Origin of the sequence: Streptomyces alboflavus (assembly GCF_000716675.1) — a bacterium.
GTDB lineage: Bacteria > Actinomycetota > Actinomycetes > Streptomycetales > Streptomycetaceae > Streptomyces > Streptomyces alboflavus.
In genome coordinates, this window is record NZ_JNXT01000027.1 from 1 (window position 1) to 21,365 (window position 21,365).

Sequence of the window (21,365 nt, forward strand, 5' to 3'; positions counted from 1 at the left end):
GGGGGTGGGGGTGGGGGTGTGGGTGGGTGGCCGGGTGCGGGTTGGGAGTGGCTGGGGTGGTGCCGGGGCGCGTGGGTCTCGGGGGCTGTGTGAAGTCAGCGGTCATCGCGTCGCTTTCGTGTGGCGGGGCGAGGGGCGCGGGGGCGCGCGGCGGCGCCCACGCGGGCTGCGGCCGTGCGCAGAGCCGGTACGCCGAGCCCCCACCCGGCCGCCAGGAACGACACCCCCACCACCAGGCCGCCCGTCGCCACCGCGGCCACGGGCGGGCCGGCGTGGTGGGCGCACCAGGCGCCGAGGCCCGCCGCGCACGCGGCCGCGAGGGTGAGGCGGCCCAGTTGCCCGGCGACGGCGCGCGTGCGCAGGGGGACGGCGCGCGGCCCGAGTGCGTACAGCAGGAGCACCGCCGTGACGCAGATCCCGGCCGCGTTGGCGCCCGCGATGCCGTACACGCCCCACGTGCCCACCGTCAGGAAGCCGGCCCCGGCCGTCGTGAGGATGCCGACGCCCATCGCGGCCAGCGGCGCCCAGGTGGCCCGGCCGACGGAGAAGTGGGCGCGGGCGAGGGCGCCCACCAGCGTGTGGCCGAGCAGCCCGACGGCGTACACCCGCATGACGGCCGCCGTCGCCTCGGTGTCCGCCGCCGTGAACGCGCCGCGCTGGAAGAGGAGTCGGACCAGGTCGGGCGCGACGGCGACGATCGCCGCGGCGCCGCAGAGCACCACGCACCCGGCGAGCACCAGGTCCCGCTCGACCCGGTCCCGCGCCCGCTCGGTCTCGCCCGCGGCCAGCGCCCGCGCGACCACCGGGAAGGTGACCGTGCACAGCATCAGCGACAGGATCATCGGCATCTGCGCGACCTTCTGCGCGTAGTTCAGATGCGAGATCGCCCCGGCGGGCAGCGAGGATGCGAGGAACCGCTCGATGAGCACCTGCGACTGGCGGCAGAGCGCGAACAGCAGCACGGTCCAGATGACGGCCGTCTCCAGGCGTACGGCCTGCTCCCCCGGCCGCGCCGCCCGCCCCGCAGCCCCGGCCGCGCCCCGCAGCCGCAACTGCCGCCACAGGAAGGGCGCCTGTACGACGACCATCAGCGCGCCGCCGAGGGCCACGCCCACCGCGGCCGCGCGCACGCCGAGCGGCGCGGCGAGCAGGAACAGGGTGGCGATGATGGCGGTGTTGTAGACGACGTACACGGCGGCGGGCGCGGCGAAGCGCTGGTGGGCGCGGAGGGCCGCGCTGCAGTACCCGGCGAGCCCGAAGCTCAGGGCGCAGGTCGCGGTCAGCCGCGTGCAGTCCACGGCGAGCCCGGGGTCCGGCAGGCCCGGCGCGAGCGCGGTCACCAGGAGCGGGGCCGCGGCGACGATCGCGAGGCAGGCGCCCACGAACCACAGGGTCATCCTCGGCAGCGAGGCGGCGACCAGGGCGCGTACCGGATCGGGCCCGGGGCCGGTCCCTTCGGCCGCCGCGCGCCGCGCGAGCGCCAGGCTGAACGCGGGCACCAGGAAGAAGGCGAGCCCGTCCTCGATGAGCAGCGTCGCCGCCATCTCCGGCACGGTCCAGGCCACCAGGAACGCGTCGGTGGCGCTCCCGGCCCCGAAGAAGTGCGCGAGCACCTGGTCGCGCACGAGCCCGAGGAGGGACCCGGCGACGGTCAGGACGGCGGTGACGACGGCGGCCTTGGCGAGGAAGGCGTTGCCGGGGTCGGTGCCGGGGGGTGGCTCGGTGCCGGGGGGCGCGTCGGCGGCGGTGCCGGGAGGCATGTCGACGGTGGTGCCGGGGGGCTTGTCGGCGGCGGGGGGTGCGGTGGTGCCGGGGGATGTGTCTGTACGGAGGGTGGGGTCCGGCCCGGCGGCTCCCCCGGCCCCCGCCTCCGTGCCCGGCAACGTCGTCATCGCGCCCCCGCCACGGCACGCGGCACATCCACCCCGTACGAACTCCCGCTCCCGCACGCCGAGTCGGTCTCGAATGCAGAGTCGGCCCCGCACGCCGGACCCGCCGGGCCGGACCCCGCCTCCCGTACGGACGAACCCCGCAGCGCCCACCACGCGCACCCCCCGAGCGCCACCGCCGTGAGCACCGTGGACGGGCCGCCGATGTCGGCGTACATGAAGTCGACCAGCTGCCAGACCAGCAGGCCGCAGGCCGCGAGGGCGCAGTCGAGGCGCTCTCCCCCGGCGCGCTCTCCCCTGCCGCGTTCTCCTCCGGCGCGCTCTCCCCCGGCCCCCGCACGGCCGCGCCGCGGCCGGACCCGCGTCCACCCGCGCACCGCGCACACCAGAAGGGCGAGCCAGCTGCCCGCGAGGGTGAGCAGGCCGATGAGGCCCTGTTCGGCGAGGACGAGGAGGTACATGTTGTGCGGGGAGAGCAGCGGCTGGCGGCGGAACTCGGCGCCCGCGCCCGCCGTGTCGCTGCCGGAGGACAGGGCCAGGGAGGCGTGGCTGTCACGGTGTTCGGGGAAGCCCTTGAGGCCGACGCCGGTCACCGGGTGGTCCCGCCACATGTCGACGGAGGCCGCCCACATCGCGTACCGGTCGGTGACGGACTGGTCGGGGGCGTCCGTGACGTCGGTGATGCTGGTCAGGCGGTCCTGGAGCAGCTGTGAGCCGAGGCCGAGCCCGGCCACGAGGACGACGCCCGCCGCCGCGCCCACGAGCGCGGCCCGCAGCGCGTGCCGCGGCCCGGCGAGCAGAAGGACCACCCCGCAGGCCGCCACCGTCGCGATCCACGCGCCCCGGCTGAACGACAGCGCGAGCGGCACGGTGAGCAGCCCCGCGCAGGCCAGCGCGGCGGCCCGCTGCCGGGGCGCGTCCGGCCGGAAGGCGAGGGCGAGCGCGGCGATCAGCCCGTACGACACGACGGTCGCCATCCCCATGACGTCCGTCGGCCCGAACGTGCCCACCGCCCGGATGTCCGCGCCCATGTACGACGCCCCGGTCCCGGTGAGGTTCTGGTGCACCCCGAGCGCGCCCTGGAACAGCGCGAGACCGACGAATGCCCAGGCGAGCACCCGGAATTGGCGGGCGTCGCGGATCAGCACGAGGACGGCCGCGGGGACGAGGACGAAGACCTGGAGGTAGCGCGCGGCCCCGGTGACCCCGGTCGCCGCCGACGAGGAGGCGCACGCGGCCGCGGCGATGCCGACGACGGGCAGGCCGACGACCACGGCGGCGCTCCGGGTCAGGGGGCGGCGCGCGGAGCGGACGACGTGGACGAGGGCACAGCCGACGACCAGCGCGGAGAACGCGTCGGCGGGGGTGCCCCCGGAGCCGTCGCCCGCCGGGAGGGGCAGGGCGAGCAGGGCCAGGAGGGCCACGACGGGCAGGACGGTGGCCGCGTGGCGGAGGGCGGGCGGCAGCGGCACGCGATCAGCTCCCCGTGCGGCGCAGCAGACACCCGACCGTGCGCAGCAGGATGCACAGGTCCTGCCAGAGCGACCAGCTGTCGATGTACGCGTTGTCGTAGCGGCACCGGTCCTCGATGGAGGTGTCCCCGCGCAGGCCGTGGATCTGGGCGAGGCCGGTGATGCCGGTCGGCATCCGGTGGCGGTACGCGTACTGCGGGTGGCGCAGGCTGAACCGGTCGACGAAGAAGGGGCGTTCGGGGCGCGGGCCGACCAGGCTCATGTCGCCGCGCAGCACGTTCCACAGCTGGGGCAGCTCGTCGAGGGAGGTGCCGCGCAGGAACCGGCAGAAGGGGCTCATGCGGTGCTCGTCGGCGACGCTCCACCGGGTGGCCGACTCCTGGGGGTCGGCGGGGCGGTGGGTGCGGAACTTCAGGAGCGTGAACAGCCGTCCGTCCTTGCCGACGCGCTCCTGGCGGAACACCACACCCGGGCCCTCCGTGGCGCGGAGCACCAGCGCGCAGGCGAGCAGCAGCGGTCCGGTGAGCAGGAGCAGGGTGCCGGACACGGCCACGTCGAGGGCCCGTTTGCCCGCGCTCGGCCGCGGCCGGTCGGCGGCCACCAGCGGGCGGCAGCGGAATCCGGCCACGAACAGGGGGCGGGCGCGGTCGCGCGGCACGGGCACGGCCGGGCCGCGCGGGTCGACCTCCCACAGCTCGCAGCCCAGGGAGCGCAGGGCGGCGGCGCGGGTGTCGTCGGCGGGGGCGCGGCCGGACAGGAGCAGGACGGCGCGGACGTCGTTCTGGATGACGGCGCGGTGCAGTTCGTCCTCGGAGGACAGCAGGGGAAGTTCGGGCGCCGCACCGCCGTGGGCGCCCACGTGCTGCTCAGACGCGCCGCCGGGCCCGCCGTCAGGCCCCGCGCCCCGTTCGTACGCGTACGCGTCCGCCTGCTGCTCGTGCTCTGCGTCCCCCGCGTCTCCCGCGTCCCCGACGACCCCCACCGGCCGCACCCCGCACCGCGGCCGCCGCAGCAGGGCCGCCGCCACGCTCCGCGCCTGGCCGCCGTGGCCGAGCACCAGGACGGGGCGGGGCCTGCGCGCGGCCGCCGCCCTGCGGTGCCAGTGCGCGAGGGCACGGCCGCCCGCGCCGAGCACGCCGTGCAGCGCGGCCGCGGTGAGCAGGGTGGCCGGGGGCATCGGGGTGAACGGGGTCATCAGGGGGAGGCCCGGGGCGAGCGCCGGGGTCACGGCGGGGGCGAGGACCGCGGCGGCGCACCAGGCGAGGGCGATCCGCCAGGCGAGGGCGGGCAGCTCGTCGAGGAGGGACGGCGCGAGCGTGTCCTCGTACAGCCTGCCCTGGGTGTTGAGGGCGAGGACGCCGGTGAGGAGCAGGGCGAGCAGGGCCGGGGAGCGGTACGGGTCCGGGAGCAGCAGGGCGGCCGTCACGGCGGCGAACACGTCGGCGGTGAGCGGGGCGAGGGCCCGGTGGCCGCGGTGGACGGGCGGTCCGCCGCGGCGTCCGGCGCTGCCGGCCGGTGCTCCCCGGGGAGCGACGACGAGCGGTCCGGTGCGGTGCCGCTCGTCCTGCCGTGGGTGTCCGGACGCCGAGGTGACGGTACGTTCCGCGCTCACGTGGTGCTGCACTCCCTGTGCTCGGTGGGCGCCGGGCCCAGAAGTTCGCGGTACACCGCTTCGACCGCGGCCGCCGTACGGCGCACGTCGTGGTGGTCGAGGACGTGGGCGCGCCCCTGTGTGCCCAGGGACTCCCGCAGGGCCGGGTCGCGCAGCAGGGCCGTCAGGGCGTCGGCCAGCGCGTCCGGGTCCTCGGGCGGGACCAGGGCGTGGGCGTGGTGCGCGGGCGGCAGGCTCTCGCGGGCGCCGTCCACATCGGTGAGGACGACGGGCCGGGCGCAGGCCATGGCCTCCAGGGGAGCGAGCGCCATGCCCTCCCAGCGGGACGGCTGCACGACCACGTCGGCCGCCCGGTACCAGGGCGCGGTGTCCTCGGCCGCGCCGACGAAGGTCACGGACGGGGATGCGGGTGGGGACGTGTACGAGGGTCGGGACGGGGGCGAGTGCGAGGCCGAGGACGAGTCGGCCGCGTCGGCAAGCCCGGCTGAGTCCGCCGCTCCCGCCCGCAGCGCCCCCGCCTCCGGCCCGTCGCCGACCAGGATCAGCCGGGCCCCCGGCACCCGCGCCGCCACCGTCGGCCAGGCGCGCAGCAGCACGTCCTGCCCCTTCTGGCGGCAGAGCCGGCCGACGCACACCACCCAGGGGGCGGCCACCGCCCGGGGAGCGTCAAGACCCCACGGGCCGTCGGCCGCCGCGAGCAGCCCCGCGCGCGCCGCACGCCGGTCGGCGGGGACGAACCGTTCCGGGTCGATGCCGTTCGGCACGATGGAGCAGGGCCCCGCGATGCCCGCGCGGCGGCCGGTGTCCCGTTCCGCCTCGCTGACGCACAGGGTGCGGGCCGTCCAGCGGGCCGCGTGCCGCTCCCAGGTGCGGGCGAGCAGGGCGACGCTGCCGTCGACGGCCTCGAACGACCAGGCGTGCGGCTGGAAGACGGTCGGCACGCGCCCGCGCACGGCGACCCGGGCGGCGAGCCCCGCCTTCGCGCTGTGCGCGTGCACGAGGGTGGGCCGGACGGCGTCCACGACCCGGGCGAGGTCGCGCACCTCGGCGCGCAGGCCGGGCCCGGGGGAGCGGGCCGCCGCCCACGGGTGCACGGGGACGGGCGCCGCCGAGCGGGCGAGGGTGCCGCCGTCGGGGCAGGCCAGGTGCACGTCGATGCCCGCGGCGCGCTGCGCCCTGACGAGGTCGGTGACGACGCGGGCGACGCCGCCGTCGACGGGCTGGCTGACGTGCAGGACGCGCGGCGCGGGGGAGGAGTTCGACGGCAGTTGCATGCACGACTCCTTGAGTTCCTAGGGTCAGGACGACGGAATACGCGCTACCGCTTCACGTCGACGGCGGCGAAGAGCACACCCGTCCAGGCCGCGTCCCGCCGCGCGGACATCCGCACCGTCAAGTCGCCGCGCTGTCCGCGCAGCCGGTCGGGCAGGCGCAGCACGTCGGAGTCGTAACCCAGGGTGTTGGCGTACGCCGGGCTCCTGCGGGCCGGCCTGCCGGGCTCGCTGACGGTCGAGTTCAGTACGTCGTCGGCGGGGTTGGCGCGGTCCGAGAGCGGCACGGGCCTGCCGCGCCCCGCGGACACGTGCACCGCGTCCCCGCGCACGCCCCGGTCGCCGTCGTACGCGACGAGCCCGACGACCCCGCCGCCGCCCGCCGCGCCGGGCGCCACGGCAACGCCCTTCATCCGCACCGTGTGCCGCTGCCCCGGTGCGCCGAACGAGTCGAACCCGTCCCACAGCGCGAGCGACCGCTTCGGCAGCGCCGCGTTCTCGTACGCCACGACCAGCGTCCAGCCGCCCCACGCCCCGGCCTTGGAGTGCCCCATCGCCACATTGACCTGCGCGACCGTGTAGAGCCCCGAGCCGGAGCTCCGGACCAGCGAGGTGACGTCGGCGGACGCCTGGAACGCGTCCGCGCCGCCCGCGACCCGGTGGCCGGTCAGGGTGTCGGCGAGGACGGCGCGGTAGCTGCCGCCGGGCTCGGCGATCAGCACCCGGCCGTTGTCCTTGGGCGGCTTCTGCTCGCCGACGCGGAGGTTGCCGCCCCAGTAGAGGCGGGCGTACGAGACCCGGGACCCGGCGGGCAGCCGGACCTCGCCCGCGCTGGAGTTGTACGTGTTCGGGTCGCGGTCGATGTCCGTGTAGAACATCTCGAAGTCGTGGTTCGCGCCGGGGCCGCCGCGCCGCACGTCCGCGCACGGGGCCGCCGCGCGGGACACCGGACGGCGGCAGGTGATCGCCGAGTTGGCGGCTCGGACGATCCCGCCGTGCTGGACCGCGTGGTAGCGCTGTGCGAAGGCGATGCGGGGCTTCTCGCCCGCGGGGGCGGCGGTGTCCGTGCCCGGGGCCGCGGTGCCGGTGCCGGTCAGCGAGAGGCATCCGGTGAGGGCGAGCAGGACGGCGAGCACACGACGCGGGCGCAGAAGATGACGCATGACGGCACTGGCCTTCCACGGTGCGGTTGATCGCATTAAATGTGTGGATCTGAGCGCGTATGACGGAAATAGACTCAGAAGGAAGCGCAACAGTAGCGTTTATTGCGGGAGTTTCTGATGACTTGGTGGCGTGTGTCGGATTGGTGAAGCGTGTGGCCGAACCGCGAGGAAGACATCACTCATCTGGGCGCACAACCGACTGTCGGGGAACTCAGTTGATCCCCACACCGGGCATCACGCACGGCTTGAAGCATCACCAGCATCAGAACAAGGAGCAGTACTCCATGTCGCGTACCAGCAAGGCCCTCGCCCTGTCCGCCGTCGCCGCCGCAGCCGTCGCGGGTGGCGCCGGTGTCGCCGCCGCCGACAGTGGCGCGCAGGGTGCCGCCACCCACTCCCCCGGCGTCATCTCGGGCAACGCCATCCAGGTGCCGGTGCACGTTCCCGTCAACGTGTGCGGCAACAGCATCAACGTCATCGGTCTGCTGAACCCGGCGTTCGGCAACACCTGCGTCAACGACTGACGTACGGCCGTTCGGCGTACAGCGCCTGACGCAGAGTCGGCACAGCGGCGGTCGTCCCCGGTTCCGGGGGCGGCCGCCGCTTCGTGTGCGGGCGCTGCCGGTCGAAAGTACTCCGGTACCCCGGATGGGCGTCGTCCGCCGGGCCGCGCGACACGCCGTCGTTCTCCCTTCTCACCTGCGCCGATGCCGGTTCCGCCGGAGCCGGAAGACCACAGAACGTGGTCGCTCGGTTGCGGACCGTGGTCACCGTTTAGACGGTGATCACAGGATCCGACGCACCACTGAAAGGGGAATGACCTATGCGAGCTCTGCCTGTACGGCGCATCGCGACCACCTTCCTGTGCACCGCGCTGCTGCTCGGCACCGCGGGCCCCGTCTACGCCGCGACCCACGACGACACGACGCGCGAGGCGGCAGCCGCGCCGCAGGCACCCGTCCCCGGCGCCGACGCGCTCCTGGCGCAGGTGAAGACGCTCGGCGACATCGGCGGCGTCCTCAAGCCGGTCACCGACCTGCTCGACGGCGTCCTGAAGGCGGACAACGGCCAGCTCCCGGCCGCGGACGCAACGAAGCACGCCGACGCCGTCAAGGACGCGATCGCCAAGGTCACGGCCGCGGCCCCCAAGGGCGCCGAGCTCCCCGCGACCCCGCAGCTCCCGGCGACGCCTCAGCTCCCGGCGACCCCGCAGCTCCCGGCCCTGGGCGGCGCGCCGGCCGCCAAGGCGCCGATGGACCTCAAGGGCGACGCCCTGGCCGCGCTGCAGAAGGCGGTCGACAGCCTCATCAAGGCTGCCACCGGGGGCGACGTGGCGGCCGTCCTGCCGGCGGCGACGGCGGTCGTCACCGGCCTGGTCAACGTCGTCGTCGCCACCGTCCTCGGCGGCGGCCTGCCGGTGCCGAACCTGCCCGGCCTGCCCGCGCTGCCCAAGCTGCCGACCGACGCGCTGCCGCTGCCCAAGCTCCCGGTCTGAGGCCGCCGCGCCCCGCACCTTCGCCACCCGCCGCTCCCGTACCCCGGAGCGGCGGGGGGAATTGTGGACCCCATTCCTAAAGTCGCCGAAGAAAGGAACACGATGAAGTCCCTCAAGGCTGCCGCTGTCCTGGCCGGGTCGATGGCCGTCGCCGGTGTCGCCGCGCCCGCCATGGCCAGCGACCTGACGCCCACCAGCCTGAACGGCGGCCTGGAGACCGTTCTCGGCCAGTCGATGCTGGACACCAAGCCGGTCAGCACGAACATGCTGGACACCGAGAACAAGGACTCCGTCGTCAACACCGTCACGGACGCCGCGGAGAGTGTGAACCAGGGCGGCGGTCCCGCGAAGCTGCTCGGTGGACTTCCGCTCCAGAAGTAGTGGACTTCCCCTCACCGAGCCGTCGCGTAATGGGGGAATGAGGGGCGAGAACGTGTGGGCGTGTTATTGCGAAGCTTTCCGCATTCATGTCCATAGGCTGGCGTAAACCCAAGGAAAGGTTTTGATCATGAAGAATGTCAAGAAGGCCGCACTCGTCATCGCCGCCGCCGGACTCGCCGCGGGTGCCGCGTCCGGCAGTGCCTTCGCCAGCGGTGACGGCGCCAGCGCCGAGGGCGCGGCGGTCGGCTCCCCGGGCGTCGGCTCCGGCAACCTCGCCCAGGTCCCGGTGCACGTCCCGGTGAACGTCTCCGGCAACACGGCCAACCTGATCGGCGCCCTCAACCCGGCGTTCGGCAACTCGGCCGTCAACGACTGAAACCCCTCGGGGACGCCTCCGCACCCGGAGGCGAAAGGGCCGGTCCGGCGACACACCGCCGGGACCGGCCCTTCGTCGTCGGCGGACCGGGCGCGTCAAGTCCGGTGGCCCGCTGACCCCATCGTGTGATGCCGTTTCCGCGCTCCGCCAGACAGGTGACAAAGGGATTCGGGCGGCCCGCACGCGTCTATAGCGTGCAGCCCATGACCTCAACCTCCAACGAACAGCGCACCTTCCGGGTGACCGACCTCGGCACCCTCGCCGTCCTCGCCTGGAGCGGCGAACACCCGGAGGACGAGCAGGACATGGCCTTCCTCCTGGCCTACTCCCTGGGCGACGCCGAAGGCGGACCCGAGGCCACGGCCGAGGCCATGCGCACCCTCCTGCGCAACGAGCAACTGCCCCTCGGCGGACCCGTCCTCGACGGCGCCCGCACCCCCTCCCTGCCGGTCAGCCTCCTCGTCGAGGCCGAGCAGGCCGTCGTGAACATGCCCCACGTCAAGGCGCAGTGCGTCGTTCCGCCCGAGTGGCTCGCCGCCGTCGAACAGCGCGGCCACGCCTACTTCATGATCACCACCGTGGCCTGGCCCGAGGGCAAGCCCGGCAGCCCCGTCTCCGAGGAGGCGCTGCGCGACTTCGCCGGGTCCGAGGACACCATGCTGAACGCGGCCCACTGCCTGCTGCCCGTGCGCAGGCTGCGCGCCTGATGCGCACCGTCGCGACCACGGGACGGGTACCGGCGCAGGTCTCCGGAGCCCGGCCCGCCACCGCCCCCCGGCCGGACGACTCCCGGACGGCCGGGGGCGGGCGCGGCCTCGCCCTGCTGCTCGTGCTCACGGCGGCGGCGGGGCTGCTCGCCTCCTGGGTCATCACCCTCGACAAGCTCCAGCTCTTGAAGGACCCGGACTACGTCCCCGGGTGCAGCATGAACCCGGTGGTGTCCTGCGGCAGCATCATGAAGAGCGAGCAGGCCGCGGTGTTCGGGTTCCCCAACCCGCTGCTCGGCCTCGCCGCGTACGCCGTCGTCCTCTGCGTCGGCGCGAGCCTCCTCGCCGGGGCCCGCCTGCCCCGCTGGTACTGGCTGACGTTCAACGCGGGCACGCTCTTCGGCGTCGGATTCTGCACCTGGCTGCAATTCCAGTCGTTCTACCGCGTCAACGCGCTGTGTCTGTGGTGCTGTCTGGCGTGGGCCGCCACGATCCTCATGTTCTGGTACGTGACCTCGCACAACGTGCGCCATGGACTTCTGCCCGCGCCCGCGTGGCTGCGTACGTTCATGAATGACTTCACCTGGGTTCTCCCGGTGCTGCACGCGGGCGTCATCGGCATGCTGATTCTCACCCGTTGGTGGGATTTCTGGATGAGCTGACCGCGATTTCGTCGAAAGCGTCCCCGTGCGGGAGGAGAATGCCGCGGTGTCGTCCGTAAGCAGAGTCAGCGGAGCCAACCGGCTGAAGCGCCGTCATCTGATCGCCGTCGCGGCCGCGGCGGCCCTCGGAGCCGTCGGCGCCTTTCGCGGGCTGCGCGAGAAGGACGAGCGGGAGGGGCTGCCGGGGGCGCCCGGCGGGCCCGGGTTCGACGAGACGTACCGCGGCCGGCGCATCCAGGGCGAGCCCACGACGGGCGAGCGCGAGCACGGGCCCGACGGCTGGCGGGTCACGGTCGACGGGCAGCCGCTCGGCCTGATGCGCCGCGCCGACGGCAGCTATCTGAGCATGGTGGACCACTACCAGTCGTACGCGACGCCCCTGGCGGCCGCCCGCGGCGCGGTCGACGAACTCGGCTCGTACCAGACCCTGAGCGGTCGACTCCACTGAGCCCCGCCCGCACCGGGACCGGAGAACGGACGGACAGCGACTGCCATGGCCTACACGCGCAAGAACCAGAACAGCCTCAGCCGGGCCGAGCGGCGCCGGTTCGTCGACGCCGTGTTGCGCCTGAAACGCCGGGGCGAGTACGACGAGTTCGTGCGCACGCACATCGACTTCTACGTCTCCGACGGCGACGACCGGCTGCGCGTCGCCCATATGACGCCCACCTTCCTGCCCTGGCACCGCCGCTTCCTGCTCGACTTCGAGCGGGCGCTGCGCCGCATCGACGACAGCGTCACCGTGCCGTACTGGGACTGGACGAAGGACCGCAGCCCGGCCGCGTCCCTGTGGGGCGAGGACCTGATGGGTGGCAACGGCCGGCGCTCCGACCGGCGGGTCACGACCGGTCCCTTCGCCCGCGGCAACGGCTGGGTCGTCAAGGAGGCCGTCACCGACGGGGACTTCCTCACCCGCGACCTCGGGCGCCGCGCCGACCCGCTGGAGCTGCCGACCCGCCAGGACGTGGCGTGGGCGATGGCGGAGACGGTGTACGACGTCGAGCCCTGGGACTCCACCTCACGGCGCGGCTTCCGCAACCGACTTGAGGGCTGGACGGAGGAGAGCGGCAGCGCGCGCTGGCGCAACCACAACCGGGTGCACCGCTGGGTCGGCGGGCACATGCTCGGCGGCGCCTCCGTCAACGACCCCGTCTTCTGGCTGAACCACGCCTTCGTGGACCTGCTGTGGAGCCGGTGGCAGCGAAAGCGCCCCGACTCCGCCCCGTACCTCCCGGCCAAGCCGCCCACCCTCGGCGACGCGCAGTACCAGCGCATTGTCGCCCGCCGCGAGCCGATGCCGCCGTGGCGGACGACGCCGCAGGACATGCTCAGCCACAAGTCGGTCTACCGGTACGCCGAGTAGCGCCGCCCCGGCGGGGTGGTGCCGCCCGCGGGGGCGGCACCCGCACACAGCGAAGCCCCCGGCCGATGCCGGGGGCCCCGCTCGGCGTCACTTGCCGTAGCCGCCGTGCAGCTCGCCCTTGTTGGCGCACTGGTTGCCGAACGCCGGGTTCAGCAGGCCGATGACGTCGACGGTGTTGCCGCAGACGTTCACCGGAACGTTGACGGGGACCTGGATCAGGTTGCCCGAGACCACACCGGGGGAGCCGACGGCCTTGCCCTGCGCGCCCGCGTCCGCCGAGGCAAGCGCGGCACCGCTGAGTACGACGGCACCCGCGCCGAGCGTCACAGCGGCTGCCTTCGCGATGCGAGACATCACGTTCTCCTTTGACTGGGGAAATACGGCCGCATAAGGACGGCCGCGTTCCTCTAACGCACGTTCTTGACACGAAGTCACGCCGGGTGAGGCTTTGCGTATTCGTGTCGTACGAGGAGTCGAGGAATGCGGGAAAGCCCTCTGGAGCGGGCGTGCGCTTCCTGAGTGACAGCGTTCCGTGGGCCGTATCCTTCACCGCGCCCGGGCGTTTGTGAGGGCATGACATCAGCACGCCGACTCATGGCCGCCGTCTCCCTCGCCGCCGGTGCCGCTGCGCTGGCCGCGCCCGCCGCGCACGCGTCCACCGACGCGTCGACCGCGTCCAAGATCTCCGTCCTGGACACGATCGACGAGCTGCAGACGTCGAGCATCCCCGCCGAGCGCAGGGCCGAGGTGCCCAAGGTCGCCGACCAGCTCGGCGGTCTGCACCAGCTGCACCAACTGCACCAGCTCACCGACCTGGTGGCGCCCGTGACCAACGCGGTGCCCGCCGTCCAGTAGCCCGCGGCCGACGCTCGCGGACAAGCCGCCTACAGCAGCCGTACCCCTCGCCTGGCCAGGTAGGAGACGGGGTTGATGTCCGTGCCGTAGCCGCGCCGGGCCCGTATCTCCAAGTGGAGGTGCGGGCCCGTGGCACGTCCGGTGGCGCCGCTGTAGCCGATGCGGGCGCCGGTGCGGATGCGCTGGCCCTGGCGCACCGAGATCCGCGAGAGATGCGCGAACAGCACATAGCGCTTGTCCGGCATCCGTACCGTCACGGCCTTGCCGTACGCCCCCGACCAGCGGGCGAGCACCACGACCCCGCTGGTCACCGCGTACACCGGGGTCCCGCGCGGCACCCCCAGGTCGATGCCGGTGTGGTGCCCGGCGGCCCAGTTGCCGCGCACGCCGTAGCGCGAGGTGACGCGGTAGCGGCGGCGCAGCGGCCGGGTGTAGCGGCCCTTGGGGGCCGCCGCCGCGCCGAGGCCGCGGCTGTCCTCCTCGGGGAGCAGGGCCTCCGCCGCGGCGAGGTCGGCCTCGAACTCCTCGTCGAAGTCCGCGACGCACCAGTCCTCGGCCTCGGGGGTCCAGAACTCGCCCGGCACGGTCCATTCGTCGTCGTCCGCCGACGCGGGGGTCGCCGTCGTGACTGCCAGCGCGCCACCTGCCAGCAGGCCCGCGGCGAGGCCGAGCGCGTCCCGTCGTGTGGTGCCCGCTTCGCGCGGGCCGTCTATGTCGTAGCCCATACCTGCAAGCACACGCGCCACGGCACCGGCACGCACGGCCGGTTGGGCCGCATGGCGTAAGGGCGGGGAGCCGGACGGGCCGCCGGGCGCGGGGCCGCGGGTCCCGGCGCGGGCGGTCGGGTGCCGGGCGCGGGCAGGCGCGAGCCGTGCGCGGGGCGCACACGGGAGGGTGAACGGCCGCGGGAGCCGTCCGCCTCGTCGTGCCCCGCCTGCTCATGACCGGCCCGCGCTAGGCTCGGCCGCGTGACGGCTCATCGGTCGGCGGAGCAGCCGGCAGACGCTCGCACGCGGGACGCGGAGACGTCCTACTCGATCGTGGCCATGGCCGCGTCGGCCGGTGGCGTACACGGTGTCGCCGTGCTGCTCGACGGCCTCGGCCCCGAGCTCCCGGTGCCCGTCCTCCTCGTCCAGCACCTGGACCCCCGCCACCGCACGGTCATCGCCGAGGTCCTCGGCCGGCGCACCGGGCTGAGCGTGAAGCTCGCGGAGCAGAACGAGCGTGCGCTGCCCGGCACCGTGTACATCGCCCCGCCGGACCGGCACCTCCTGGTGGACGCCGACGGCGTCCTGACGTTGTCCGACAGCGCGCTCGTGCACTTCGTGCGGCCCTCCGCCGATCCTCTGTTCGCGTCCGTGGCGGGGGCGTTCGGGCGCGGGGCGATCGCCTGCGTCCTGACGGGGACGGGTAAGGACGGCGCGATGGGCGTGGCCGCGGTGAAGGCACGCGGGGGCACCGTCATCGTGCAGGATCCGAGAACGGCCGAGTTCAGTGGCATGCCGGAGGCGGCTGTGGGTACGGGCGCCGTGGACTTCGTGCTACCTCTGGAGGAGATCGCCGCGGTCATTCGCGGGCTCGTCGAGGACAAGAGGCAGTGATGGCTGACGTGCGGGACGCGGAGACGGACGAGGAACTGGAGGACCTCCTCGGTTTTCTGCGGGACGCCCGCGGCTTCGACTTCACGGGGTACAAGCGCTCCTCCCTGGGGCGGCGGATCCGCAAGCGGATGTCCGACATCGATGTGCGGTCGTACGCGGACTACCGGGACCGCCTCGAGACCAGCGCGGACGAGTTCAGCGCGCTGTTCAACACCATCCTGATCAACGTCACGTCCCTCTTCCGCGACCCGGACGCGTGGACGTTCCTGCAGCGCGAGGTCGTCCCCGAACTGCTTGCCGACAAGGAGCCGCACGACGAGATCCGGGTGTGGAGTGCGGGCTGCTCCAGCGGTGAGGAGGCCTACTCCCTGGCGATCATGTTCGCCGAGGCCCTCGGCGTCGAGGAGGCCCTCAACCGCGTCAAGATCTACGGCACGGACGTCGACGAGGAGGCGCTGCGGGACGCCCGCACCGCCCTCTACAGCGCCAAGTCCCTCGAAGCGCTGCCCGCGGAGCTGCGCGAGAAGTACTTCGAGCAGAACGGCGCGCAGTACGGCTTCCGGCCCGACCTGCGGCGCCGGGTCATCTTCGGGCGGCACGACGTGACCCGGGACGCCCCCATCTCCCGGCTCGACCTGCTGGTGTGCCGCAACACGCTGATGTACTTCAACGTCGAGGCGCAGGCCCAGATCGTGGACCGCTTCCACTTCGCGCTGCGGGAGAGCGGCCATCTCTTCCTGGGCAAGGCCGAGATGCTCCTCAACGACGCCGACCGCTTCGAGGTGGTCAGCATGCGCCAGCGGGTCTTCCGCCGCAGGCCGGGCGACGCCGGGCCGCCCTATCAGCCCGCGCCGCTGAAGATCAGGGCCGTCGTCGGCGCGGAACAGCGCACGGTGGCGCGCAACCGGCAGACGCGTGACCTCATCCTCGACGCCATCCCGGTCCCGGCCGTGGCGCTCGACGCCGAGGGCGTCGTCGCGCTGATCAACAGCACCGCCCGGCTGCAGTTCGCCCTCACCACGAACGATCTCGGCCGCCCGTTCCAGGACCTGGAGATCTCCTACCGGCCGGTCGAACTGCGCTCCCTGATCGAGCAGGCGACACACGAGCGCAGAACCCTGCGGGTCAACCGCGTCGAACGGCGCGTGGGCGAGGAGGTCCAGTACTTCGACATCCTCATCCAGCCGCTCACCGGCCCCACCGGCCTGGCCGCCGCCACCGTCATCACGTTCACTGACGTCACGGTCAACACGCGGCTCACGTCGGAGATAAAGCGCGTACGCGAGGAGCTGGAGACGGCGTACGAGGAACTCCAGTCGACGAACGAGGAGCTGGAGACCACGAACGAGGAACTCCAGTCGAGCATCGAGGAGCTGGAGACCACCAACGAGGAACTCCAGTCGACCAACGAGGAGCTGGAGACCACCAACGAGGAGCTCCAGTCCGGCAACGAGGAACTGGAGACGATGAACGAGGAGATGCGCATCCGCAGCGAGGAGCTGGACGAGGCCCGCGCCTTCCTGGAGGGCGTGATGAGCAGCGTCGCCGCGGGTGTGGTCGTCCTGGACGCGGAGAAGCGGGTCAAGAGCTGGAACCGCGGCGCCGCCGAGCTGTGGGGCCTGCGTGCGGACGAGGTCGCCGACAAGGCGTTCTTCAAGCTCGACTTCGGGCTGCCCACCGAGGAGCTGCGGTCGGTCGTCCAGAGGTGCGTCGACTCCGGCAAGCGCACCGACATGGCCGCGATCCGCGCCGTGAACCGCATCGGCCGCTCCATCGTGTGCAACGTGGTGTGCTCGCCGTTCGCCGGTCACCACGGGGGCGTGGTGCTCCTCATGGAGGAGGGTCCCGGCGCGTCCGCCGACTGACGTGACCGCTGTCGTAGAGAGGGCGTAGACGCACGGCCGTCTTCGCACGTCACGCGTGCGGAGACGGCGTGTGCCGCGATGACCGATTCAAGCCGTGTCGGCCGGAGAAGCCCGAAACCGCCTCCTCCGGATCGATCCCCGGGCGTACGCTGCTGGCCATGACCACGGGCGATGGCTCCGCCGAACAAGCGGCGGCAGCATGGCGCCGTGCGGCACGGGCGCGGGAACGGGCACGGAGTGCGGAGGAAGCCGCCGAGCGGTACGAACAGCGGGCGGTGGACTCGGGGAACGACGTGTACGCGCAGCTCGCCCTGATGCTGCGCTCCACGGCGAGCTGTCACCGCTCGTCGGCGCGGCTCCAGGAAGCCTTCGCGCGCAGCCTCGCGGGGTGGCGGCGGGGGCACGGGACAAGGCCGAAGTTCATGACCGGCGTCGCCGAGGCGTGCGGAACCAGCAGCGTGGCGCTCACCCTCGTCGACGCCGGTCACAGCCAGCTCGCGGTCGCCGCGTCCAGCGAACCCGCGCGCGCCGCCCAGGACCTGGAGTTCATGCTCGGTGAGGGCCCCACCAGGGACGCCACGACCGGCTGCCGGACCGTCCGCGCCTCGTGCGACGCGATCGAGCAGCGCTGGCCCTGCTACGGCCCCGCCCTGACCGCGCTCGGCGTCCACGAGGTCGCCGCCGTCCCCCTGGACACCACCGGGCGCTGCTTCGGCGCGCTCGCGGTGTTCGACCCGCGTCCCGGGCTCGTCGGCAGCCGGGCGTTCGCGGACGTCGTCGGGGCGCTGACCCGCACGGTGCTCCTGGACTCCGACGCCGACCCGGAGCTGTACGGCGGGATCGACCACCGGGAGGTCGTGCAGCAGGCGGCGGGCGTGCTGTCCGTGCACATCGGCCGGTGTGTCGACGACGCGCTGGCACTCATCAAGGCCCGCGCCTTCACCCTGGGGGTTCCGTTGGAGACCTTCGCGCGGGGCATCGTGGCCGGTGATCTCAAGCTCACCCCGGAAGGGCCGTCATGACGACGCCACGCCAGCATCTGGCTGACATCTTCGTGGAGTTGGCCGGGGGCAACCCCGATCTGCCGCTCGACCCCCCTGTCCTGCTCGCCGCGCTCGCGGCCCACAGCCGGGACCTCGTCGGCGCCCGCGCCTGCGGTGTCCTGGTCGCCCTGCCGGGCACCGGGGGCGGCGAGGTCTATGCCTCCGAGGACGCGGCCAGGGACCTGATCCTCGACGCCGAGCAACGGAGCCAGGGGCCGGGTCCCTACTGCCGGGCGACCGGGAATCCGGTGCCACGGACAGACCTGCGGCGGGCGGTCGCCCGCCAGCGCTGGCCGCACTATGTGCCGCGCGCCCTCGCGCTCGGCTACACCGAGGTCGCGGCGCGGCCGCTGCGCGGGCGCGAGGAGCCCATCGGCGCGCTGGTGCTGTTCGGGGGCGAGGAGGCGCGGCTCACCGACGAGGCACTGGAGTTCGGCCAGTCGCTCGCGGACATCGTGGCCATCGCGCTGACGCGGGACCTGGAGCTGAGCCGCAGCCGCACCCTGGCCGGGCAGTTGGAGCACGCCCTGACCAGCCGCCTCGTCATCGAACAGGCCAAAGGCGTGCTCGCGGCCCAGCGGTCGCTCTCCATGGACGAGGCCTTCGGGATCCTCCGCGGGCACGCGCGTGCGCGGCAGCGGAAGCTGACCGGGGTGGCGCAGGAAGTGGTGGAGGGGCGACTCATGCTGTGAGCCGCCCCGCCGGTACTGCTGGTCTGGGGCTCGGCCCGTCGGCAGTGCTGGTCAGGGGATCGGCCCGTCGGCAGTGCTGGTCAGGGGCTCGGCCCACCGGTACTCCCGTTCAGGGGCTCGGCCCGTCGGCACTCCCGTTCAGGGGCTCGGCCCGTCGGCACTCCCGTTCAGGGGCTCGGTGGGCCGTGACTGCTGCCACGGCCCCCGGCCTCAGCCCCGTTCTTCGCGCCCCTCCGCCTCGGCCTCGGCCTGCTTGGCCTGGACCTCGGGGTCGAGGGACGCCTGGGCGCTGCCGTCGACCGAGGTCAGCGGGGCCCGGTCGGGGACCTCCGTGGCCGCGGGGGGCTCGACCAGCCAGTCCGGGTTGGCCTGCTTGTCCCACCACTTCCACACGGCGACGGCGCCGGCCGCGAGCACGCCGAGGACGGCGAGCCGCTTGGCGAGACGCCCGGCGCGGGCCCGGCGTTCGTTCCTGCGGGCCAGTTGCCCGATCTGCTCGGGCGAGACCTGACCGCGCAGCGCGGCGAGCGCCGCGGCGCCGCGGGCGGCGGCCTCCTCGCGGACCGGCCCGGCCACGGCCACGGCGTGCTCGACGCGGGGCCTCGAGAAGTCGGCTGCCTGACGCGCGGCCCTGCGGGTGCGGACGGCGGCCTCGTGCGCCGCGTGGTCGACCCTCGGCGGCACATGGCTGCGGGCCTGCTCCACGCGCGGTGCCACATGCGCGTCGAACTGGACTCGGGCCTGGTCGGCGGCCGTGTGGGCGGCGTGCGACACCTTCGGCGCGAGCCGCGTCCGGGCTTCCTGCGCCAGATGCGCGGCCTTGTCCTTGGCCTCGGCCGCCTTGTCCGCGTACGGGGCCACCGCGTCCGCGGCGTGCCGCACGCTGTCCTTCGCCGAGTCGGCCGCGGCGCGCACGCTGTCTTTGCGGGTCACGGGATCCTCCTCCTTGGTGGCGTATAGGTATGTCACCTTTCCACCCTTACCGGGATCATGCCTGCCGGGAGGATCCGGGGCATGCGAGGGCGGGCATCCGGGTCATCGGCCGCTCCCCGTGAGATCGACCCGTGCGGTACGTCGTGAACGCGCCCAATTCGGTACGAGCGGAGCTTGCCGTCGACAATGCCACGGATCCCCGCGGCGCGCGCCCAGTCGGTGGCTACTCGTCCCAATCCGGTCCGTGCGAGGATCGGAGGGTCACAGAGGACAACGGAAGGCAGATCGTGGCCGAGCAGCTTTACGCCACCCTGAAGACCAATCAGGGCGACATCGAGATCCGGCTCCTGCCGAATCACGCGCCCAAGACGGTCAAGAACTTTGTTGAGCTCGCCCAGGGCGAGCGCGAGTGGGTGCACCCCGCTACCGGCAAGAAGTCCTCGGACCGCCTGTACGACGGCACCGTCTTCCACCGGGTGATCAGTGGCTTCATGATCCAGGGCGGCGACCCGCTGGGCAATGGCACCGGCGGCCCGGGCTACGAGTTCGAGGACGAGTTCCACCCCGACCTGGCCTTCGACAAGCCCTACCTGCTCGCGATGGCCAACGCGGGCCCGGGCACCAACGGCTCGCAGTTCTTCGTCACGGTGTCGCCGACGGCCTGGCTGACGCGCAAGCACACCATCTTCGGCGAGGTCACCAACGACGCGAGCAAGAAGGTCGTGGACGCCATCGCCGGTACGCAGACCAACCCGCGCACCGACCGCCCGGTCAACGACGTCGTGATCGAGTCCGTCGTCATCGAGACGCGCGAGGGCTGAGCGCCGACGCGAGCTCCGGGCACGCCCGCGCGGCGCACCCGTGAGGGAACCAAACCGCCCCGCCCATCCGTAGAGGAAGGGCGGGGCGGCGCGTTCGCCAAGCCGCCTTCGTACGGAGAATGAGGGGACCGCAATGGACCAGGCGCCAGGCAGCCCGCAGGAGCCGCGGGACGCGCAGGGCCCGCCGACGTGCTACCGGCATCCGGACCGGGAGACCGGCATCACCTGCACGCGCTGCGAGCGGCCGATCTGCCCGGAGTGCATGATCAGCGCCTCGGTCGGCTTCCAGTGCCCGGAGTGCGTCCGGGGCGGCTCGGGCACCGGGCACTCGCCGGCGGCCACCCAGCCGCGCACGCTCGCGGGGGGCACGATCGCCCAGGACCCCCGGCTGCTCACGAAGATCATCCTGGCGATCAACCTGCTGGTGTTCGTCGCGGTCCGGGTGCGCGGCGACAGCCTGCTCAGCGACCTGGTGCTGATCGGCGAGTGGCCGCCGCATCCCTTCGTGCCGACCGAGGGCGTCGCGGACGGTCAGGCGTATCGCCTGGTCACGTCGATGTTCACGCACCAGGAGATCTGGCACATCGCGTTCAACATGCTGGGCCTGTGGTGGCTCGGCGGCCCCCTGGAGGCGGCGCTCGGCCGGGCCCGCTATCTGACGCTGTACATGCTGTCCGGCCTCGGCGGCAGCGCCCTCACCTATCTCCTGGAGGACGCGAGCAAGGCCTCCCTCGGCGCCTCCGGCGCGATCTTCGGCCTGCTCGGCGCGACGGCGGTCCTGATGCGACGCCTGAACTACGACATGCGTCCGGTGCTCATCATCCTCGCGCTGAACTTGTTCTTCACGTTCAGGCTGGACGGCATCGCCTGGCAGGCTCACATCGGCGGCCTGATCGCCGGTGTCGCCATCGCGTACGGCATGGTGCACGCCCCGCGTGAGCGGCGCGCCCTGGTGCAGTGGGGGACGTGCGCGGCGGTGTTCGTGGTGATCGTGGTGACCGTGGTGCTGAGGACGGCCCAGCTCACCTGAGGTGCGGCAGGTGGCCCAGCTCACTGAGGTGCGCGCGCCGGTCCCCACGTGATGTGCGTGGACCGGCGCGCGCACCCGTGTTGTCCACAGTCTGTGCCCGATCTTGTGCACGAAGTGGGGAACGGGTGTTCCTC

General features: G+C 73.3%; 23 protein-coding genes. 15 read left to right on the plus strand and 8 right to left on the minus strand.

All coding sequences use genetic code 11. From position 1 onward, the window contains the following. Window positions 1–95: 95 nt before the first annotated feature. From murJ to OO63_RS21120, 5 genes are read right to left on the minus strand one after another with little or no spacing between them, the layout of a single operon-like run. On the minus strand, window positions 96–1,892 hold the full coding sequence (gene murJ / locus OO63_RS21100; RefSeq protein WP_051811050.1) for a murein biosynthesis integral membrane protein MurJ: 1,797 nt from the start codon (window positions 1,890–1,892) through the stop codon (window positions 96–98). Next, window positions 1,889–3,361: an O-antigen ligase family protein gene (locus OO63_RS21105; protein WP_063750436.1), complete on the minus strand. Its 1,473-nt coding sequence runs from the start codon at window positions 3,359–3,361 to the stop codon at window positions 1,889–1,891. Before OO63_RS21105 ends, murJ begins: the two co-directional genes overlap by 4 nt. A gap of 4 nt (window positions 3,362–3,365) precedes the next feature. Beyond that, a complete protein-coding gene (locus tag OO63_RS21110) occupies window positions 3,366–4,973 on the minus strand; it encodes a sugar transferase (RefSeq protein WP_030360546.1) in 1,608 nt (535 codons plus the stop codon). Beyond that, window positions 4,970–6,247 (minus strand): glycosyltransferase, encoded by a 1,278-nt coding sequence (locus tag OO63_RS21115; protein WP_030360547.1) that lies wholly within the window; start codon window positions 6,245–6,247, stop codon window positions 4,970–4,972. Before OO63_RS21115 ends, OO63_RS21110 begins: the two co-directional genes overlap by 4 nt. 44 nt (window positions 6,248–6,291) lie before the next feature. Continuing rightward, window positions 6,292–7,407 (minus strand): hypothetical protein, encoded by a 1,116-nt coding sequence (locus tag OO63_RS21120; RefSeq protein WP_030360548.1) that lies wholly within the window; start codon window positions 7,405–7,407, stop codon window positions 6,292–6,294. A gap of 284 nt (window positions 7,408–7,691) precedes the next feature. Here OO63_RS21120 and OO63_RS21125 point away from each other — a divergent pair, with 284 nt between their 5' ends. The 8 genes from OO63_RS21125 (at window position 7,692) to OO63_RS21160 (ending at window position 12,391) form a co-directional block, all read left to right on the plus strand. Then, window positions 7,692–7,931: a chaplin gene (locus OO63_RS21125; protein ID WP_030360549.1), complete on the plus strand. Its 240-nt coding sequence runs from the start codon at window positions 7,692–7,694 to the stop codon at window positions 7,929–7,931. Between the two features lie 299 nt (window positions 7,932–8,230). Next, window positions 8,231–8,902, plus strand: coding sequence for a hypothetical protein (locus OO63_RS21130; protein WP_030360550.1), 672 nt, complete (start codon window positions 8,231–8,233; stop codon window positions 8,900–8,902). 102 nt (window positions 8,903–9,004) lie between these two features. Further along, complete coding sequence (locus tag OO63_RS21135; protein WP_030360551.1) at window positions 9,005–9,283, plus strand: hypothetical protein; 279 nt, start codon at window positions 9,005–9,007, stop codon at window positions 9,281–9,283. 127 nt (window positions 9,284–9,410) lie between these two features. After that, a complete protein-coding gene (locus OO63_RS21140; RefSeq protein WP_030360552.1) occupies window positions 9,411–9,659 on the plus strand; it encodes a chaplin in 249 nt (82 codons plus the stop codon). Between the two features lie 203 nt (window positions 9,660–9,862). Further along, window positions 9,863–10,366: a DUF5949 family protein gene (locus OO63_RS21145; RefSeq protein WP_030360553.1), complete on the plus strand. Its 504-nt coding sequence runs from the start codon at window positions 9,863–9,865 to the stop codon at window positions 10,364–10,366. Continuing rightward, on the plus strand, window positions 10,366–11,028 hold the full coding sequence (locus OO63_RS21150) for a vitamin K epoxide reductase family protein (protein ID WP_030360554.1): 663 nt from the start codon (window positions 10,366–10,368) through the stop codon (window positions 11,026–11,028). The genes OO63_RS21145 and OO63_RS21150 overlap by 1 nt, the downstream gene beginning before the upstream one ends. Window positions 11,029–11,074: 46 nt before the next feature. Then, window positions 11,075–11,476, plus strand: a complete 402-nt coding sequence (locus OO63_RS21155; RefSeq protein ID WP_051811051.1) for a tyrosinase cofactor — start codon at window positions 11,075–11,077, stop codon at window positions 11,474–11,476. Between the two features lie 45 nt (window positions 11,477–11,521). Then, window positions 11,522–12,391, plus strand: a complete 870-nt coding sequence (locus tag OO63_RS21160; protein WP_030360556.1) for a tyrosinase family protein — start codon at window positions 11,522–11,524, stop codon at window positions 12,389–12,391. An 87-nt stretch (window positions 12,392–12,478) separates the two neighbouring features. Here OO63_RS21160 and OO63_RS21165 read toward each other — a convergent pair whose 3' ends face one another. Beyond that, on the minus strand, window positions 12,479–12,745 hold the full coding sequence (locus OO63_RS21165) for a chaplin (protein WP_030360557.1): 267 nt from the start codon (window positions 12,743–12,745) through the stop codon (window positions 12,479–12,481). 219 nt (window positions 12,746–12,964) lie between these two features. Here OO63_RS21165 and OO63_RS21170 point away from each other — a divergent pair, with 219 nt between their 5' ends. Continuing rightward, the gene (locus OO63_RS21170) at window positions 12,965–13,246 is read left to right on the plus strand and encodes a hypothetical protein (RefSeq protein ID WP_030360558.1); all 282 of its coding nucleotides are present in this window, start codon (window positions 12,965–12,967) and stop codon (window positions 13,244–13,246) included. Window positions 13,247–13,275: 29 nt separating this feature from the next. Here OO63_RS21170 and OO63_RS21175 read toward each other — a convergent pair whose 3' ends face one another. Further along, window positions 13,276–13,971, minus strand: coding sequence for a M23 family metallopeptidase (locus tag OO63_RS21175; RefSeq protein ID WP_078619265.1), 696 nt, complete (start codon window positions 13,969–13,971; stop codon window positions 13,276–13,278). A gap of 321 nt (window positions 13,972–14,292) precedes the next feature. On the opposite strand from OO63_RS21175, the gene OO63_RS21180 reads away from it, so the two are divergent. From OO63_RS21180 to OO63_RS21195, 4 genes are all read left to right on the plus strand, one after another. Then, entirely contained in the window at window positions 14,293–14,847 is a 555-nt protein-coding gene (locus tag OO63_RS21180) for a chemotaxis protein CheB (protein ID WP_051811052.1), read from the plus strand. Continuing rightward, entirely contained in the window at window positions 14,847–16,712 is a 1,866-nt protein-coding gene (locus OO63_RS21185) for a CheR family methyltransferase (RefSeq protein WP_030360561.1), read from the plus strand. The genes OO63_RS21180 and OO63_RS21185 overlap by 1 nt, the downstream gene beginning before the upstream one ends. Before the next feature lie 158 nt (window positions 16,713–16,870). Then, window positions 16,871–17,734, plus strand: coding sequence for a GAF domain-containing protein (locus OO63_RS21190; protein WP_030360562.1), 864 nt, complete (start codon window positions 16,871–16,873; stop codon window positions 17,732–17,734). After that, complete coding sequence (locus tag OO63_RS21195) at window positions 17,731–18,447, plus strand: ANTAR domain-containing protein (RefSeq protein WP_030360563.1); 717 nt, start codon at window positions 17,731–17,733, stop codon at window positions 18,445–18,447. Before OO63_RS21190 ends, OO63_RS21195 begins: the two co-directional genes overlap by 4 nt. Before the next feature lie 210 nt (window positions 18,448–18,657). Here OO63_RS21195 and OO63_RS21200 read toward each other — a convergent pair whose 3' ends face one another. Beyond that, window positions 18,658–19,380, minus strand: coding sequence for a DUF5324 family protein (locus OO63_RS21200; RefSeq protein WP_030360564.1), 723 nt, complete (start codon window positions 19,378–19,380; stop codon window positions 18,658–18,660). Between the two features lie 287 nt (window positions 19,381–19,667). Here OO63_RS21200 and OO63_RS21205 point away from each other — a divergent pair, with 287 nt between their 5' ends. After that, window positions 19,668–20,201, plus strand: a complete 534-nt coding sequence (locus OO63_RS21205) for a peptidylprolyl isomerase (RefSeq protein ID WP_030360565.1) — start codon at window positions 19,668–19,670, stop codon at window positions 20,199–20,201. A gap of 133 nt (window positions 20,202–20,334) precedes the next feature. After that, the gene (locus OO63_RS21210; protein WP_030360566.1) at window positions 20,335–21,231 is read left to right on the plus strand and encodes a rhomboid family intramembrane serine protease; all 897 of its coding nucleotides are present in this window, start codon (window positions 20,335–20,337) and stop codon (window positions 21,229–21,231) included. The last annotated feature ends 134 nt before the right edge of the window (window positions 21,232–21,365 follow it).